The sequence below is a fragment of the Ruegeria arenilitoris genome, assembly GCF_013032445.1.
Taxonomy (GTDB): domain Bacteria; phylum Pseudomonadota; class Alphaproteobacteria; order Rhodobacterales; family Rhodobacteraceae; genus Ruegeria; species Ruegeria arenilitoris_F.
Map to the genome: position 1 here is coordinate 128,105 of NZ_WQCA01000007.1, position 15,420 is coordinate 143,524.

Annotated in this window: 14 protein-coding genes and 1 pseudogene; 11 read left to right on the forward strand and 4 right to left on the reverse strand. The window is 57.8% G+C overall.

The genetic code is table 11. From position 1 onward, the window contains the following. Positions 1 to 93: 93 nt before the first annotated feature. Together GOW98_RS11805 and GOW98_RS11810 are read right to left on the reverse strand one after the other, a co-directional pair. Positions 94 to 363 carry a potassium channel family protein gene (locus tag GOW98_RS11805; protein WP_367646837.1) on the reverse strand — a complete coding sequence of 90 codons (270 nt, stop codon included), beginning with the start codon at positions 361 to 363 and terminating at the stop codon, positions 94 to 96. A gap of 478 nt (positions 364 to 841) precedes the next feature. Continuing rightward, a complete protein-coding gene (locus GOW98_RS11810) occupies positions 842 to 1,375 on the reverse strand; it encodes a ZrgA family zinc uptake protein (protein WP_170332203.1) in 534 nt (177 codons plus the stop codon). Between the two features lie 237 nt (positions 1,376 to 1,612). On the opposite strand from GOW98_RS11810, the gene GOW98_RS11815 reads away from it, so the two are divergent. From GOW98_RS11815 to speB, 10 genes and pseudogenes are all read left to right on the forward strand, one after another. Beyond that, positions 1,613 to 2,884, forward strand: coding sequence for an imelysin family protein (locus GOW98_RS11815; protein ID WP_170332205.1), 1,272 nt, complete (start codon positions 1,613 to 1,615; stop codon positions 2,882 to 2,884). Between the two features lie 126 nt (positions 2,885 to 3,010). Continuing rightward, positions 3,011 to 3,304 (forward strand): (2Fe-2S)-binding protein, encoded by a 294-nt coding sequence (locus tag GOW98_RS11820; RefSeq protein WP_170332207.1) that lies wholly within the window; start codon positions 3,011 to 3,013, stop codon positions 3,302 to 3,304. Further along, positions 3,252 to 3,737, forward strand: a pseudogene (gene bfr / locus GOW98_RS11825) (bacterioferritin). Before GOW98_RS11820 ends, bfr begins: the two are co-directional and overlap by 53 nt. After that, positions 3,727 to 5,238, forward strand: coding sequence for a di-heme oxidoreductase family protein (locus tag GOW98_RS11830; protein WP_170332209.1), 1,512 nt, complete (start codon positions 3,727 to 3,729; stop codon positions 5,236 to 5,238). Before bfr ends, GOW98_RS11830 begins: the two are co-directional and overlap by 11 nt. Positions 5,239 to 5,241: 3 nt before the next feature. Continuing rightward, a complete protein-coding gene (locus GOW98_RS11835) occupies positions 5,242 to 6,252 on the forward strand; it encodes an imelysin family protein (protein WP_170332211.1) in 1,011 nt (336 codons plus the stop codon). A gap of 3 nt (positions 6,253 to 6,255) precedes the next feature. Beyond that, positions 6,256 to 7,338 carry a DUF1513 domain-containing protein gene (locus tag GOW98_RS11840; RefSeq protein WP_170332213.1) on the forward strand — a complete coding sequence of 361 codons (1,083 nt, stop codon included), beginning with the start codon at positions 6,256 to 6,258 and terminating at the stop codon, positions 7,336 to 7,338. A gap of 100 nt (positions 7,339 to 7,438) precedes the next feature. Then, positions 7,439 to 9,328: a biosynthetic arginine decarboxylase gene (speA, locus tag GOW98_RS11845; protein WP_170332214.1), complete on the forward strand. Its 1,890-nt coding sequence runs from the start codon at positions 7,439 to 7,441 to the stop codon at positions 9,326 to 9,328. A 22-nt stretch (positions 9,329 to 9,350) separates the two neighbouring features. Next, positions 9,351 to 10,562, forward strand: a complete 1,212-nt coding sequence (locus tag GOW98_RS11850) for a saccharopine dehydrogenase family protein (protein ID WP_170332216.1) — start codon at positions 9,351 to 9,353, stop codon at positions 10,560 to 10,562. 108 nt (positions 10,563 to 10,670) lie between these two features. Continuing rightward, the gene (nspC, locus tag GOW98_RS11855; protein ID WP_170332218.1) at positions 10,671 to 11,840 is read left to right on the forward strand and encodes a carboxynorspermidine decarboxylase; all 1,170 of its coding nucleotides are present in this window, start codon (positions 10,671 to 10,673) and stop codon (positions 11,838 to 11,840) included. Beyond that, positions 11,837 to 12,679 (forward strand): agmatinase, encoded by an 843-nt coding sequence (gene speB / locus GOW98_RS11860; RefSeq protein ID WP_170332220.1) that lies wholly within the window; start codon positions 11,837 to 11,839, stop codon positions 12,677 to 12,679. Before nspC ends, speB begins: the two co-directional genes overlap by 4 nt. Here speB and GOW98_RS11865 read toward each other — a convergent pair. Continuing rightward, positions 12,676 to 13,266, reverse strand: coding sequence for an HD domain-containing protein (locus GOW98_RS11865; RefSeq protein ID WP_170332222.1), 591 nt, complete (start codon positions 13,264 to 13,266; stop codon positions 12,676 to 12,678). The genes speB and GOW98_RS11865 overlap by 4 nt on opposite strands. A gap of 101 nt (positions 13,267 to 13,367) precedes the next feature. Between GOW98_RS11865 and GOW98_RS11870 the strand changes: the two genes are divergently transcribed. Further along, positions 13,368 to 14,195, forward strand: coding sequence for a LysR family transcriptional regulator (locus GOW98_RS11870; protein WP_170332224.1), 828 nt, complete (start codon positions 13,368 to 13,370; stop codon positions 14,193 to 14,195). On the opposite strand, the gene lptF is transcribed toward GOW98_RS11870, so the two are convergent. Then, entirely contained in the window at positions 14,192 to 15,331 is a 1,140-nt protein-coding gene (lptF, locus tag GOW98_RS11875; RefSeq protein WP_170332226.1) for an LPS export ABC transporter permease LptF, read from the reverse strand. The genes GOW98_RS11870 and lptF overlap by 4 nt on opposite strands. Positions 15,332 to 15,420: the final 89 nt, after the last annotated feature.

Below are 15,420 nucleotides of genomic sequence, written 5' to 3' on the forward strand. Positions count from 1 at the left end.
CTTGTAATGGCGGGCTTTTCCGAGCAGTGGCACGAGCCATTGGTTTAGGCTTTTTCCGGGAAGGAATCCGGCTTTCGTCCGGCTGCGGATCGTCTATTTGTCCGCCTTTTCGTCGTCTTGAGACAGAATTGTATCCGCAACCGTGGTCGCTGCAGTAACGAAAATACCAAGGCCAACGATGATATATACCATCGTAAAAATCTTCCCTGCCGCCGTTTCAGGAGAGAAGTCCCCAAAGCCAACGGTCGAAATTGTCACAACAGAGAAGTAGATGGAATCGAGCCAACTCCATCCTTCAACATAATGATAGAATACAGACGCCCAAAGGATCATACCTGTAGTGAAGGCAAGAAGGCCCTTCACCCTACCATCCCTAAAGGCGACGCCTATCCCTCTTGTTATTCTGGCGAGCGAGTTCATGGCACCAACATAACAATTTAGTAATAGTAATATAGCATTTTTTGAATTTACCGGGTTAGCTGGTTGTTGCACTCTGCATTTCCGTCATCAAAGGAAATGGTCGGATTAAGTTGATGGCGTTGTAGAAAGTACCGGCTTAAGCATCGGAACTGCGGCGCTACTGACTTCCAGTCAGACCTCGGCCCGCCATATAACTGTCGCACTCTTCCTTGAGTAAGAAGTCAGCAATGGGCTCTGCGTCGGAATTCGCCGCTCAGTATTTGAAGGCCCGGTTCGCTAGGCTCTGGACCCATTGATTTGGTTTCAATAGCTGGGCCGAGCTGATTCAAGCTCCTGAACTTCAGGAGGTGTGATGAGTATCCTACCCGTCAAGCAGGTCGGCGTTGCCCGGCTCTGGCAAAAGTGCCGCTGGAACTTTTGACTAAAAGGGAAGAGTCGGCATGGACCGCGTGACTTCGTGCGCCTGGGTTTCACCGGACTGTTCGATCTGCACAACCAGTTTTCGGGCGTTTGGAAAACGTTCGAAGTAGGCGAAACGGACTGCCTCAATCGCCTCAATCGCCTGACATTGTATCTGGTAATCCGCCTGAAATTCGGTGTGCTGGTCGTGATCTGTCGGCTGGGCGGCGTCAGATTCCGGACCAAACCCTTCCGCCAACAGAGTGACATTGGCCGTCGCCGTAAAGCACGCAGCCTCTTCTGGCATTAGAAACAATTCCAGCGGTTTGGACAGATCGGAAATAGCACCAGCGACCAAGGCCCGATCCTCATCGGTTTCCGCTGGTCGCTCAAATCCAATGATATCTGCGGCGGGCACTGCCAACGACAAGGAAAACTCAGCCCCTGACACTACGATATCCAGACGACCCGTGCCGTGTTCATGCTCAATCCCGGTTTGCGTCTGCGACAAAGCGACTGTGGGGATCAAAGTCAGGGCGAGAGCTACGCTTCTCATAAACAGGCACCACCTACCAAGGAATCACGAAGTTTATACTAATGCGTTTCAAAATCGGCGCAATCGCGGGTCGCACCGTAATGCCACACCAAAAATGGGGAGGAAAATGAACGAGGTGAATTTTTCTGACTATAAAACTCAGATTGACATAGGTGACTAAATCACTCAGTTATCTCGCCGTACACGTCGCAAAGGCGACGCCAGTGAATTTGTTTCTGACAGGAAAGTGTCACTCTCATGACCCGATTTTTTGCCGCCACCAGCGCACTGACCCTTGGCATCGCATCCGCAGCCGTTGCGGCTGATGCTCCGTCGAAGGCGGATGTTCTGAACACCTATGCAAATATTGCCGAAGCCAAATACGATGACAGCCTGATCGCTGCCAAAACCCTGCAAGAAGCCGTTAACGCCCTGATCGCCGAACCGTCCGACGCCACCCTAAACGCGGCTCGCGCCGCTTGGGTTGCCGCGCGCGTACCTTACCAGCAGACCGAAGTCTACCGTTTCGGCAACGCAATCGTTGATGACTGGGAAGGCAAGGTGAATGCGTGGCCGCTGGATGAAGGCCTGATCGACTATGTCGACGCGAATTACGGCGGTCCGACCGACGAAAACGAGTTTGCCGCGCTGAACGTGATCGCCAACCCCAGCTTTGAGTTGTCTGGCGAAACCATCGACGCCAGCGAAATCACTCCGGAACTGCTGGGCGAAACCCTGCACGAAGCAGACGGGATCGAGGCAAACGTCGCTACCGGTTACCACGCCATCGAATTCCTGCTGTGGGGCCAGGACATGAACGGCCACGGCGCAGGTGCGGGCAACCGTCCGTACACCGACTATGTTCAGGGTGACGACTGCACCGGCGGCAACTGCGATCGCCGCGCTCAGTATCTGAATGCGGCGACAGAGCTGCTGGTCAGTGATCTGGAATGGATGGCCGCACAATGGGCGGAAGGTGGCGAAGCACGCGCCGCGCTATCTGCGGACGAAACCGCAGGTGTGACCGCCATCCTGACTGGCATGGGTTCGCTGTCCTATGGCGAGCAAGCTGGTGAGCGGATGCGTCTGGGCCTGATGCTGAACGATCCCGAAGAAGAGCATGATTGCTTCTCGGACAACACCCACAACAGCCACTACTACGATGGCCTGGGCGTTCAGAACGTCTATCTGGGCAGCTACACTCGTATCGATGGAACCCCGGTCAGCGGCGCGTCGCTGTCCGATCTGGTGATCGCTTCCGATCCGTCGCTGGACGCCGAAATGAAGGTCAAACTGGCCAACACCATGCAGGCGCTCGGTCGTCTGAAATCGACCGCCGAGGCCGGTTTTGCCTATGACCAGATGCTGGAACGCGGCAACGAAGGCGGTGAGTTGCTGATCATGGGCGGCGTTGACGGCCTGGTCGATCAGACCAAAACCATCGAGCGCATCGTAAACGCGCTGGAACTGGACCAGATCGAATTTGAAGGTTCGGACAGCCTGGACAACCCGGACGCGGTTTTCCAGTAAACTTACTCTTGGCCGGAAGCATTCGTGAACTCCTGCTTCCGGCCACTTGGTCACGCTAAATTGTGACTGGACGTAAAGAAAATAACTTACTAATTAAGTAAGAAATCTACCGAGCATAGAATCGCCATGATCGTATGTCACTGCACGAACATAACTGACCACGAAATCCGTGCCGCCATCGACTGGATGCGGGCGTCAGACGAACAAGCGATAATTACACCCGGAAAAGTCTATCACGCTCTTGGAAAATCCGCGGATTGTGGTGGCTGTATGCCGCTTTTTCTAGACACGATGCGATCGAGCGATAATCTGGAAGTACCCATGCAACTCCGCGCACTGCGCGCCGGAGCCACACAGGAGAAACCAGATAGAGGGCAACCCCAAGGTCATAGAATACCTCAACAAATCCCTGCGGCATGAATTAACTGCAGTAAGCCAGTACTGGCTGCATTACCGACTGCAAGAAGATTGGGGGTTTGGTCATATGGCCAAGAAAAGCCGCGAAGAATCCATCGAAGAAATGGAGAACGCGGACAAGCTGATCGAGCGTATCATTTTTCTGGAAGGTCACCCGAACCTTCAGCAACTTGACCCGCTGAGAATCGGCCAGACCCCTAAGGAAACGCTGGAATGCGACCTGGCTGCGGAACTCGACGCCCGCGCATTGTACGCCGAGGCGCGCTAGTATTGCCGCAAGGCGGGCGACTACGTCTCTATGTCGCTGTTCGAAGGATTGCTCCGTGATGAAGAAGGGCATATCGACTTTTTGGAAACGCAGCTTGATCTGTATGAAAGGATTGGCGAAGCCAATTATGCGCAACTCAACGCATCGAAAATGGACGATGGCGAATAGCCTCACAGTCCTGTCGGTGGTCGCCCTTGCGGCCACCCAACCCCTCGCAGCAGAGCTGCAGGATCTCCACCTGAATGTCGAACCCAGAACCGAGGATGAGCGCGCCCGGATTGCCAATGTTATTGTGGCTCCGGAAGATTTCAGCGCCCCACAACGGTTCGAGGACCTGCCTGCCGGCGCCGCGACAGTCCGCGCCCGAACCGATGCGGATGCCTTTTCGCAGCCCTCAGGCAACTTGAGCTTTGAGCAGGAGCTCGACTTCAAGGTCGGCAACGGGCTGTTCAAAAAAATCTGGGTGTCCTCGCCCGCTTCTACCCTGGCGTCGGACGGGTTAGGTCCACTCTACAACGCCCGCTCCTGCCAGCGCTGCCACATCAAGGACGGACGCGGCCATACGCCCGCCGGACCCAGCGACAATGCGACGTCCATGTTCCTGCGCGTCTCGATCCCGGGCGGTGAGGGTTTTGAGGAGATTGAGGATTATATCGCCACGCAGCCTGACCCGAACTATGGCGGCCAGATGCAGGACCTTGCCTTGCCCGGCCATCCGGCGGAATACCGGATGGATATCACCTATGAAGAGGTCCCTGTGACCCTATCCGATGGTGAAACCGTCACCCTGCGCAAGCCGACCTATCAAGCGGCGGATCTGGGATATGGCCCTCTGCACCCCGAAGCCATGCTTAGCCCACGAGTGGCACCGCAGATGATCGGCCTTGGCCTGCTTGAGGCGATCCCGGTCGAGGACCTGCTGGCAAATGCCGATCCCGATGACGCCGACGGAGATGGCATTTCCGGACGTCCGAACATCGTCTGGTCGAAGGAATATGATGCACCAATGATGGGCCGGTTCGGCCTCAAGGCGGGGATGCCGACGATCATGGAGCAGTCCGCTACGGCCTTTGCGGGCGATATCGGCATTTCCAGCCCGCTCTATCCTGCGGGCTATGGCGACTGCACCGACGCGCAGGCGGATTGCGTGAACGCCCCGCATGGCGATGGTGACGACCGTGTTTTTGAAGTTGACCATATTGGCATGGACCTTGTGGCGTTTTACAGCCGCAATCTGGGCGTTCCCGCGCGGCGGGATGTAGATGATCCCGAGGTCCTGCGCGGAAAGCAGGTGTTCCACGACACCGGTTGCGTTTCCTGCCATACCCCTGCCTTTGTCACCCATCGCATGGAGGACCGGCCCGAACATAGTTTTCAGCTGATCTGGCCCTATTCTGACCTGCTTTTGCATGACATGGGAGAGGGTCTGGCCGACAACCGCCCCGAAGCTCGTGCAACTGGCCGTGAATGGCGCACACCACCACTTTGGGGGATCGGACTAACCGAGCAAGTTTCGGGCCACACCCAGTTTTTGCATGACGGCCGCGCGCAATCCCTGCTTGAAGCCATCCTGTGGCACGGTGGAGAGGCTCAGGCTGCCCGCGATACGGTTGTTGCCATGCCCAAGCCTGACCGCGAGGCCTTGATCCGTTTCCTCGAAAGCCTCTGACCCATGCGTTTCCTTGCTTTTGCCCTTGCCGTGACATTGCCCTTCCCTGCGCTGGCGCAGGATCGCGGGCCAATTCTGACCGCTATGGTCGATGAGCATGTCCTACCGGGCTTCGCCGCGCTTTCCGACGCGACCGGAACGCTTACGCAGGCGGCACAGGCTGATTGTGCCGCAACTTCGCCCGAGTTGCGGGCCGCGTATCACATGGCGTTCGACAACTGGATATCGGTCAGCCACCTGCGGTTTGGTCCCTCAGAAACCGATGACCGAGCCTTTGCGCTGGCCTTCTGGCCGGATACCAAAGGCTTCACCCCCAAGGCCCTGTCCGGTCTGATCGCCGCCGAGGACGGTGCCGTCGAAACCCCCGAGGCCTTTGCAGAAACCTCAATCGCGGGACGGGGGTTCTTTGCACTGGAACAGATGCTATACGACCCGCGTTTTGCGGATCAGGGCAGCGACACCTATCGCTGCGCTCTGATACAGGCGATCGCCACCGATATCGATCTGAATGCCCGCGCGATGGACGAGGATTGGGAGAGCTTTGCGACGGCGCTGACCCAACCGGGCGGCAACAGCCCCTACCGATCCGGCGATGAAGCGATGCAAGAGCTGTATAAGGCTCTGGTCACCGGTTTGGAATTCACCGGCGACACCCGCCTTGGCCGCCCAATGGGCACCTTTGACCGCCCCCGCCCCACCCGCGCCGAGGCGCGGCGCTCGGATCGGTCTCTGCGCCATGTGGAACTGTCCCTGATCGCGCTGCGCGATCTGGCGGCGCACCTGTCGGCGGACCACCCCGAGATAGCGTTTGACCTGGACGGCGCCTTCGACAAGGCAATCACCCGCGCGCAGGCACTGAACGATCCGACACTTGCGGGCGTGGCCGATCCGCAGGGTCGGTTCCGGGTCGAGGCATTACAGCAGTCGATCAACGATATCCGTGCAATCGCCTCGACCGAGCTCGGCCCGACACTGGGCATCAGCGCCGGGTTCAACTCATTAGATGGGGACTGACCCATGCAAAGCCGCCGTAGTTTTCTGGCCGGGCTTGCCGCAAGTAGTGTGACGCCACTGCGCGGCTGGGCTTCGGTCGGCGCGCCGGATTATCTGGCAGCGGCGCTGTTCCCGGATGGCCGTTATCGTTTGGCTGGACTGAGTACGGGCGGAGAAATCCTGTTCTCTCTCCCCTTGCCCGCGCGCGGCCATGCGGCGGCGGCCCATCCCATCCGGGCGCAAGCCGTGGCCTTCGCCCGCCGCCCCGGAACCTTCGCGCTGGTCATTGATTGCGCCACAGGCACCGAGCTCGGCCGGCTGACCGCACCCAACGGCCGACATTTCTATGGTCACGGCGTATTCTCGCCCGATGGCGCGCGGCTTTTCACCACCGAGAACGACTATGAGGCCGGAGAGGGCGTGATCGGCATCTGGGACGCTGCCGATTATAAGCGTCTGGGTGAGTTCCCCTCAGGCGGCGTAGGCCCGCACGACATGCGCCTGATGCCCGACGGGCAGACATTGGTCATCGCCAATGGCGGCATCGAAACCCACCCCGACATGGGCCGCACAAAACTGAACCTACCGACCATGCAACCGCGCCTGTCCTATCTGGACTTGAACGGAACGGTTCTTGAGCAGGTGGAACTGCCGCAAGCCCAGCACAAGAACTCGATCCGGCATCTGGCCGTGCGTCAGGACGGTCTGGTGGCGTTTGCGATGCAATGGCAGGGGGACAAGACGCAGCATCCGCCGCTGCTGGGCCTGCACCGTCGCGGCGAAGCCCCACACCTTCTGTCCGCCCCCGAAGCCGAGCAAAGCTCGTTGCAAGGCTATGCCGGCAGCGTCGCTTTTTCCGGCGAGGGCGAAACCGTTGCCATCACCTGCCCGCGTGGCAACGCTCTGCACCAGTATAGTACCGCGGACGACCAGCTTGTTGCCGCGCACCCACTGGAAGACGTCTGTGGATTAGGCCCCGGGGCCATGGGCTTTGTCTTCACCACCGGCACCGGATTCGTCGGCGCACTATCCTCGGGGGTTCAGATTTCCGCCCGATCGGACTGCCAATGGGACAATCACCTGATCCCAATTCGCACAACCGGATAAGTTCGGCAAATCCCGTCGCATAGATTACACTTGGACGAATCAAACTGCTGCCGTATTGGCGGGCGCTAAACTGGCACCCCTACGTTAAGGACCGACTTGATTGAAACAGACGCCCGACGCACCGCATTCTATCTACGGGGTTGAAAAATGGGGCAAGGGCCTCATCGAGGTGACGGAGGATGGCGAGATCGGTCTGCGCAATCCAATGGCACCCGAGGCGGCGGCGATCAGCCTACCCGGCATCCTGCACGATCTGGACGAACGCGGCATCAAAGCGCCGATGCTTTTGCGCATCAGTTCCTATCTGGAAAACGAGATCGCCCATATCAACGAAAGCTTTCGCGATGCCATCGCCCGCACCGGGTATAAGGGCACCTATCGCGGCGTATTCCCGATCAAAGTGAACCAGCAGGCGCAGGTCGTCGACCGGATTGTCGAGTTTGGCAAGAAATACGAATACGGACTTGAGGCCGGTTCGAAACCGGAACTGGTGATCGCCCTCGCCCACCGCCTGTCGCGCGAGGCCCTGATTGTCTGTAACGGTGTCAAGGATGCCGAGTTCATTCAGATGGCAATCCTCAGCCGCAAGATCGGTTTCAACACGGTCATCGTTCTGGAAAGCCCGAAAGAGGCCGACACGGTGATCGAGGTCTATAACGAGCTGGGCATTGAACCCCTGATCGGCGTCCGGGTCAAACTGACCAACCAGATCAGCGGCAAATGGGAAGAAAGCTCGGGCGACCGCTCGGCCTTTGGCATGAACACTGACCAATTGGTGGCGACCGTGGACAAGCTGAAGGACGCTGGTCTGCTGCATTGCCTCAAGCTGCAGCATTCGCATCTTGGTTCGCAGGTACAGGACGTCAACGACGTCCGCCGCGCCGTGGGCGAAGCCTGCCGCTACTACACCGAACTGACGCGTGAGGGTGTGCCACTGACCCATTTGGACCTCGGCGGCGGCATGGGCGTCGACTATACCGGTGAGAAGAAGGCCGCCGAAAACTCTATCAATTACACGGTCGAGGAATACTGCGCCAACGTGGTCGAAACTGTGGCCTATGCCATGGATGAGGCCGAAGTCGCGCACCCGACGCTGGTCACCGAAAGCGGCCGTGCGGTGGTGGCGACGTCGTCCATGCTGGTGTTCAACGTGCTGGAAAGCACACTCTATGACGCGGCAACCGCCCCGGCGGTTGAGGCCGACGATCACCATATCCTTTCGGACCTGGCAGCAGTACAGGGATATCTTTCCTGCGACCGGCTGCAGGAATGCTGGAACGACGCCAACTTCTATCGCAACGAGCTGCGCGCACTGTTCCGCCGCGGCTATGTTGACCTACGCCAGATGGCCCGTGGGGAACGCATCTATCTGTCGCTGATGGCCCGGATCAAGTCTTTGGCCGCCAGCGACGAGATGGAAACCGATGTGGATGACCAGCTTGAGAAAGTAGCTGACATCTACCATTGCAACTTCTCGCTGTTTCAATCCCTGCCCGACGTCTGGGCCATTGATCAGCTGCACCCGATCGTGCCGCTGCAAAACCTGAACCAGATACCGGACCGCCGCGCGGTTCTGTCCGACATCACCTGCGACAGCGACGGCAAGATCGACCGCTTCATTCTGGCCGACGGTGTCTCACCCAGCCTGCCGGTGCATTCTCTGCCCGAGGACGACGAATACTACATGGGCGTCTTCTTCGTCGGCGCCTATCAGGAAACGCTGGGCGATTTGCACAACCTGTTCGGCGATACAAACGTGGTCACAATCGACCTGCGCGCCGATGGCGGCTTTGATCTGCTGCACGAACAGGAAGGCGACACGATTTCCGAGGTTCTGTCCTATGTCGAGTTTGACCCGCAGGATTGCGTCGCCGCCTTCCGCAAAATGGTGGACGAGGCGATCTCGACCGGTACTCTGAAAGCCAAGGACCGCAAAACCCTGATGAGCGCCTATCGCGACTCGATCAACGGCTACACCTATTACGAATAACCCCTTGAGAGGAGACTATCCCATGGGCAAAACACTGGTTGTCGGCGCAGGCGGCGTATCGCACGCCGCAGTGCACAAGATGGCGATGAATTCGGACATCTTTACCGAGATCACGCTGGCCAGCCGCACGAAATCGAAATGCGACGCCATCGCCGCCGCTGTGAAAGAGCGTGTGGGCGTTGATATCGCAACCGCAGAACTGGACGCCTATAAGGTCGAAGACACGGTCAAGCTGATCAAGGAAACCGGTGCCGAGATTCTCGTGAACCTCGCCCTGCCCTATCAGGATCTGGTGCTGATGGATGCGTGCCTTGAGGCCGGTATTAATTATCTCGACACTGCGAACTACGAGCCCGAGGATGAGGCCAAGTTCGAGTACCACTGGCAGTGGGCATATCAAGACAAGTTCAAAGAGGCCGGCCTGACCGCCATCCTGGGTTCCGGATTCGATCCGGGCGTTACATCCGTCTTCGCCAAATGGTTGAAGAAGCACAAGCTGGACACTATCCGCCAAATCGACGTTCTGGACGCCAACGGCGGCTCGAACGATCAGGAATTCGCCACCAACTTCAACCCGGAAATCAACCTGCGCGAAGTGCTGGCTGAGGTCCGCCACTGGGAAGGTGGCGAGTGGAAACACTCCCCCGCCATGACCCACAAGGTCGAGTTCGACTTCCCCGCCATCGGTCCCAAGAACATGTACCTGATGTATCACGAGGAACTGGAGTCGCTCTCGACCCACTTCCCCGAGATCGAGCGCGCCCGCTTCTGGATGACCTTCGGCGACGCCTATATCACCCACGCCAAAGTGCTGGAAAATGTCGGCATGACCCGCATCGATCCGGTGATGCACGACGGCAAGGAAATCATCCCGATCCAGTTCCTGAAAACCCTGTTACCCGATCCCGGCGATCTGGGCGCGGAAACCAAAGGCAAGGCCTGCATCGGCGACATCGCCACGGGTCAGGCCAAGGATGGCTCAGGCGAGAAGACCTACTACATCTACAACATCTGCGATCACGAAGAGTGTTACGCAGAGGTTGGTTCTCAGGCCGTCAGCTACACCACCGGCGTTCCAGCCATGATCGGCGCAGCGCAGGTTCTGAAAGGCAACTGGACTGAGCCGGGCGTGTGGAACATGGAACAACTCGACCCCGATGACTTTATGGACATGCTGAACGAACATGGTCTGCCGTGGCAGGTCCATGAACTCGACGGCCCGGTCAAATTCTGACTTCATCTTTTCCAAATACTCCGGGGGTCGCCATTGTCGCGCCATTGGTCCGAGCGACAATGGCGACGGGCAGAGCCCCCGGCCTTCCCATAATCGGAGACGCCGGACATGTCCGACATGATGACCACACAGGCCGGCGATGCCGGAGCCTTCCGCAATTTTGACCTCAGCCGTGTGCCCACCCCGTGTTTCGTGGTCGACGAAAAAGCTGTTGAGCGGAACCTGACAATCCTCTCCGATATCGGCACTGGATCCGGCGCACATGTCCTCAGCGCGCTTAAGGCGTTTTCGATGTTCTCCCTGGCCCCGTTGATCCGCCAATATCTCGGCGGCACCTGCGCCAGCGGCATCTACGAGGCGCGCCTGGGCCGCGAGGAATACGGCGGTGAGGTCGCAACCTTCTGCGCGGGCTACAAAGACGCCGACATGGACGAAATCCTTTCGCTGTCCGACCACATCATCTTCAACTCTCCGGCGCAAAAGGATCGGTTTCTTGCAAAGGTCCAATCCGCTAATGTTCAGGTCGGCCTGCGCATCAACCCGGAACATTCCGAAGGAGAGGTCCCCAAATACGATCCCTGCGCCCCCTGCTCGCGCCTGGGCACGCCGGTCAGCCAATTGACCGCCGAGACCCTAACCGGAGTGGACGGCCTGCACATGCACACGCTCTGCGAACAGGGGTTCGAGCCCTTGCAGCGCACATGGACCGCTGTCGAGCCGAAACTCAAACCGTTCCTCAGCCAACTCAAATGGCTGAACTTCGGTGGCGGTCACCACATTACGCGCGACGACTACGACCGCGACGGGCTGGTCGCCTTCATCAAAACCATCCGCGAGACATACGGCATCGATGTCTATCTTGAACCCGGCGAGGCGGTCGCATTGGACGCAGGTATTCTGGTCGGAGAGATCCTCGACCTGCCCACCAACGGCATGAACCTCGCGATTACCGATATCTCGGCCACCTGTCATATGCCGGACGTGATCGAAGCCCCCTATCGCCCTGCCCTGGTGGACGAGGCCGAGGCAGGCCACACCTACCGACTGGGCGGGCCTTCCTGTCTGGCGGGCGACGTGATCGGGGATTACACGTGGAACCAGCCGCTGGAAATCGGCCAGCGCTTTGCTTTCCTTGATCAAGCACATTACTCGATGGTCAAGACCAACACTTTCAACGGCGTCCCCCTGCCCACCATAGCCCTGTGGAACAGCGAAACGGACGAGCTGAAGATCATAAAACAGTTCGGCTATGACGACTTCAAAGAGAGACTTTCATGAGCATTTTCCTCAACAGCGAATTGACGGCGTTTGAGCGTACCGAAAACGCCCGGTTCCGCGTGATCCCTGTTCCGCTGGAGCGCACTGTGTCCTACGGGTCCGGCACGGCCAAAGGCCCCGAAGCCATCATTGAAGCCAGCAACGAGCTGGAACGAATCATCGGCCACGCTGAACCGTGCGTCGAAGGCATTCACACCGAAGCGCCACTGGATTGCGACGCGGCGCTTCCCGAAATCATGGAGCGTCTGGCCCAGCGCACCGAGACCGTCGTACGTGCAGGTAAAGTGCCTGTGACATTGGGCGGAGAGCATTCGCTCAGTTACGGCGCGGTAATGGGTGTGGCGCGCGCGCTGAACCAACCGATTGGCATCGTCCAGATTGACGCACATGCCGACCTGCGCGATGCCTATCAGGGCGAGAAACACTCTCACGCATCGGTCATGCATCTGTTGGCGGAAGAGGGTATCCGACTGGCACAATTCGGCGTTCGGGCTTTTTCCACCGAAGAGGCCAAAAGCCGCCTGAGGAACCATGTCTTTTATGTGGATGCCGAGGAACTGGTCACCGGCAATATCCACGCGGTCGACCTGCCCGAGGATTTCCCCGAGCTGATCTACGTTAGCTTCGATGTGGATGGGTTAGACCCGTCACAAATGCCAGCAACCGGCACGCCGGTTCCGGGGGGCTTGGGCTACTATCAGGCGCTGTGGTTGGTTGAACACGCCTTGAAGGGTCGCAAATGCGTGGGCTTTGACGTGGTTGAACTGGCCCCGGACGGCAATGCCGCCTGGGACTTTACCGCAGCTCAGATCGTCTATCGCCTGATGGCCGCCTGTTAATCGTTTGCGGTTTCATTGAGCTCCATGTGCCCTTCACCCTTATTCAGGATCCGGCGCAGCATGGGCTCAAAGAACTCCAACGGTTTGGTTGGGTAGTCCGGGTCAAACGCCTTCTGATCGTATTCATGACAGAAATAGCGGCAGTCCTCCCAATAGGGGCTGTCGCGGTACTTGTCGCGCGCGTTACGGTCCCCGCCCAGGTGGTGGTTGTAGTAGTATCCCTGAAACACGCAGTGGTGCTTGAGAATCCAGTGGGTTTTCTCGCTGACATAGGGTTTCATCATCGCCGCTGACAGCTCACCGTGGTTGTAGGGCGACAGGATATCGCCGGTGTCATGGATCAATGCCGCGACCACCAGTTCCTCATCTGCGCCGTCCTCATAGGCGCGGGTCGCAGCCTGAAGACTGTGTTGATAGCGGTTCACAGGATAGGGCGTCCATTCTTCGTCCAACGAACGGATTGCATCCAGAATCCGATCTGGCAGGGCGGCATTGAAGCTCTCTTCATAATCCATGACGGCGTCCCAGTCGGCTTTTGTGGCCTCTTCAAAACTGGTCCAGGTGGGTTTGTGGCTTTTGTCCAGCATGGCGCGATCCTTTGGCTAATCTGTTAGCGTCAGGCTAGCGCAGTTCGCTGACTCAAAAAAATGAATTGATTTTATCGCAGCGATCAAAAAATACTTTCGATATGCAACTCAAGGCAATCGAGACATTTCTATGCGTGGCCGAAACCGGCGGTTTCCACGCCGCCGCACGCAAGCTGAACGTGACCCAGACAGCCGTCAGCGCCCGCATTCGGCTGCTAGAAGAAGAAACTGGAAAGCCGCTTTTCACCCGCGGCGCCGGAGGTACCAGCCTGACCGATTTCGGGCGGCAGTTTCGGCCCTATGCAGAACAGATGTTGTCGTTGTGGACCTTCGCGTCCCACGACCTGCCCGTGCAAACGCAGAACCGGGTTGCTCTGCGATTTGGTGCACAGCTTAGTGTCTGGGACCCGTTGCTTGTTGATCTGGCCATTCGGTTTGAAAAACGCCTCGGACAGCTTTTGCTGACACTGAACTATGACCACGATCTGAATATGGTCGAAGCGGTTGCCACCCATGTACTGGATGCGGCGTTGACGCATGAAACTCCATCCGATCCACGCATACAGTCACATGAGTTAAACCCCGAACGTCTGATGCTAGTTGAAACTCCGACAGAGGGCGATCCGGTTTTCGTCAATCTGGAACTAGGCGAAGTCTATCAGGATCATGTGCGTTCAACAGCACGCCAGGCAGCAGGGCAAACGGTGTTCCTGGGCAATTGCATGATGGCCCTGCGCTACGTTCTTCGACGGGGTGGTACCGGTTATTTCCCGGAATACGTCATACGCAGTCACCTGACTGCCAGGGAACTTATCCCGGTAGCGGGATCCATGGACCTGATGCTGCCGCTCTTTCTGGTGACCCGCCGCGGCAGTGATACCAGCGATGACATCCTGACTTGCCTGACCGAGCTACGAACAGAAGGCTAAGCCTGTGACAACGCGGCGGGCGTATCCCTTTGGCGCCTTCGCATCAAGGGCCGTCCGGCGACCAACAGAAACAGGCACGAAACTCCAATCCCAATAACCGCTGGCAGGTACAGCAGCATCCACAACTTCGGATCATCGATTACAACGGGCGACACAAAACCCCGCACGCCTTCAAGCACGACCAGAATGGTAAAGGCACCCAAAATCTGAGGCCACAATCCAAATCGCGAGAAACTGCCCAGCATGAGGGTCGAATACCCGGCCAAGGCAACGGCGACACAGATGGCTATCCATGAAAACCGCTGATGCAATTCATCGATCAGTTCACCTTCGGTAAATTCCTCCGCGGCAGCGATTGAATCACGGTCCTTTAGAAGCTCGATCGTGGGGATGGCTTCCAGACTGCGTTTGGCCATGTCATTGCTACTGGTCAGCTCAGATATGTCGTAAGAGGCATCCTCGAACAGAGTTGAGGACAAGGTTCGGCCCTGCTGATCCAATCGCAGCGCAATCCCGTCCAACATCACAAGGTGGATGCCGGTATCATTACTGACCAAATACGCCGTTTTTGACGAATAGCTGACCGGGTTTAACTCATCGCGCCGGTCAGAAACGAATACTTCTGACAGCGTGCCATCCAGATCAATCTGGCCGATATAGACCGTAACACCGTCCGTCGGGTGTAAAAACTCGCCCTCATTCAGCAGTTGCGATGTGACGTCCCCAGCAACCTCAGCCTGACGCTGTTCAAGTTGCTCAATCGAGGCCGGGCGCAGGAAGACACTGATTGCAGCCATCATTAATCCGGCTACCAGACCAAAAAGAAAGACGGCCCGCGCCAGACGCCATGGGCTTGAACCAGTAGCCAACATCACCGTCATCTCGCTTTCGCGGCTCAGGCGGTTGGTGGCATAGACGGCGGCCGCAAAAACAGCCATCGGCATCACCGTCCGGATCAGCGACGGCAGGGTCAAGGCGGTAAATTCCAAGAACACCATGGCGGATTGCCCGCCGCTAATAACACGATCAAAAAGGCTGACAGATCGAGTGATCCAGAACACGCCGACCAGTACCAGGGTGAAAAAGCCGAACAGAATCAGCAATTGCCGCAGGAAGTATCCATCAAAGCGCGACATGTGTCCTCATCCGCGTGTTCGTATTGGGCCGGACTTTATGCCATTCTGCAGACAGAGGAAACCGGGTTTGGCCGGTTCACGCCAACCGA

Excerpts from the sequence above, each read along its gene's own strand:
- GOW98_RS11810 (WP_170332203.1), bottom strand. The coding sequence starts at position 1,375 with ATGAGAAGCGTAGCTCTCGCCCTGACTTTGATCCCCACAGTCGCTTTG.
- GOW98_RS11815 (WP_170332205.1), top strand. The coding sequence starts at position 1,613 with ATGACCCGATTTTTTGCCGCCACCAGCGCACTGACCCTTGGCATCGCA.
- GOW98_RS11820 (WP_170332207.1), top strand. The coding sequence starts at position 3,011 with ATGATCGTATGTCACTGCACGAACATAACTGACCACGAAATCCGTGCC.
- GOW98_RS11830 (WP_170332209.1), top strand. The coding sequence starts at position 3,727 with ATGGCGAATAGCCTCACAGTCCTGTCGGTGGTCGCCCTTGCGGCCACC.
- GOW98_RS11835 (WP_170332211.1), top strand. The coding sequence starts at position 5,242 with ATGCGTTTCCTTGCTTTTGCCCTTGCCGTGACATTGCCCTTCCCTGCG.
- GOW98_RS11840 (WP_170332213.1), top strand. The coding sequence starts at position 6,256 with ATGCAAAGCCGCCGTAGTTTTCTGGCCGGGCTTGCCGCAAGTAGTGTG.
- GOW98_RS11850 (WP_170332216.1), top strand. The coding sequence starts at position 9,351 with ATGGGCAAAACACTGGTTGTCGGCGCAGGCGGCGTATCGCACGCCGCA.
- nspC (WP_170332218.1), top strand. The coding sequence starts at position 10,671 with ATGTCCGACATGATGACCACACAGGCCGGCGATGCCGGAGCCTTCCGC.
- speB (WP_170332220.1), top strand. The coding sequence starts at position 11,837 with ATGAGCATTTTCCTCAACAGCGAATTGACGGCGTTTGAGCGTACCGAA.
- GOW98_RS11865 (WP_170332222.1), bottom strand. The coding sequence starts at position 13,266 with ATGCTGGACAAAAGCCACAAACCCACCTGGACCAGTTTTGAAGAGGCC.
- GOW98_RS11870 (WP_170332224.1), top strand. The coding sequence starts at position 13,368 with ATGCAACTCAAGGCAATCGAGACATTTCTATGCGTGGCCGAAACCGGC.
- lptF (WP_170332226.1), bottom strand. The coding sequence starts at position 15,331 with ATGTCGCGCTTTGATGGATACTTCCTGCGGCAATTGCTGATTCTGTTC.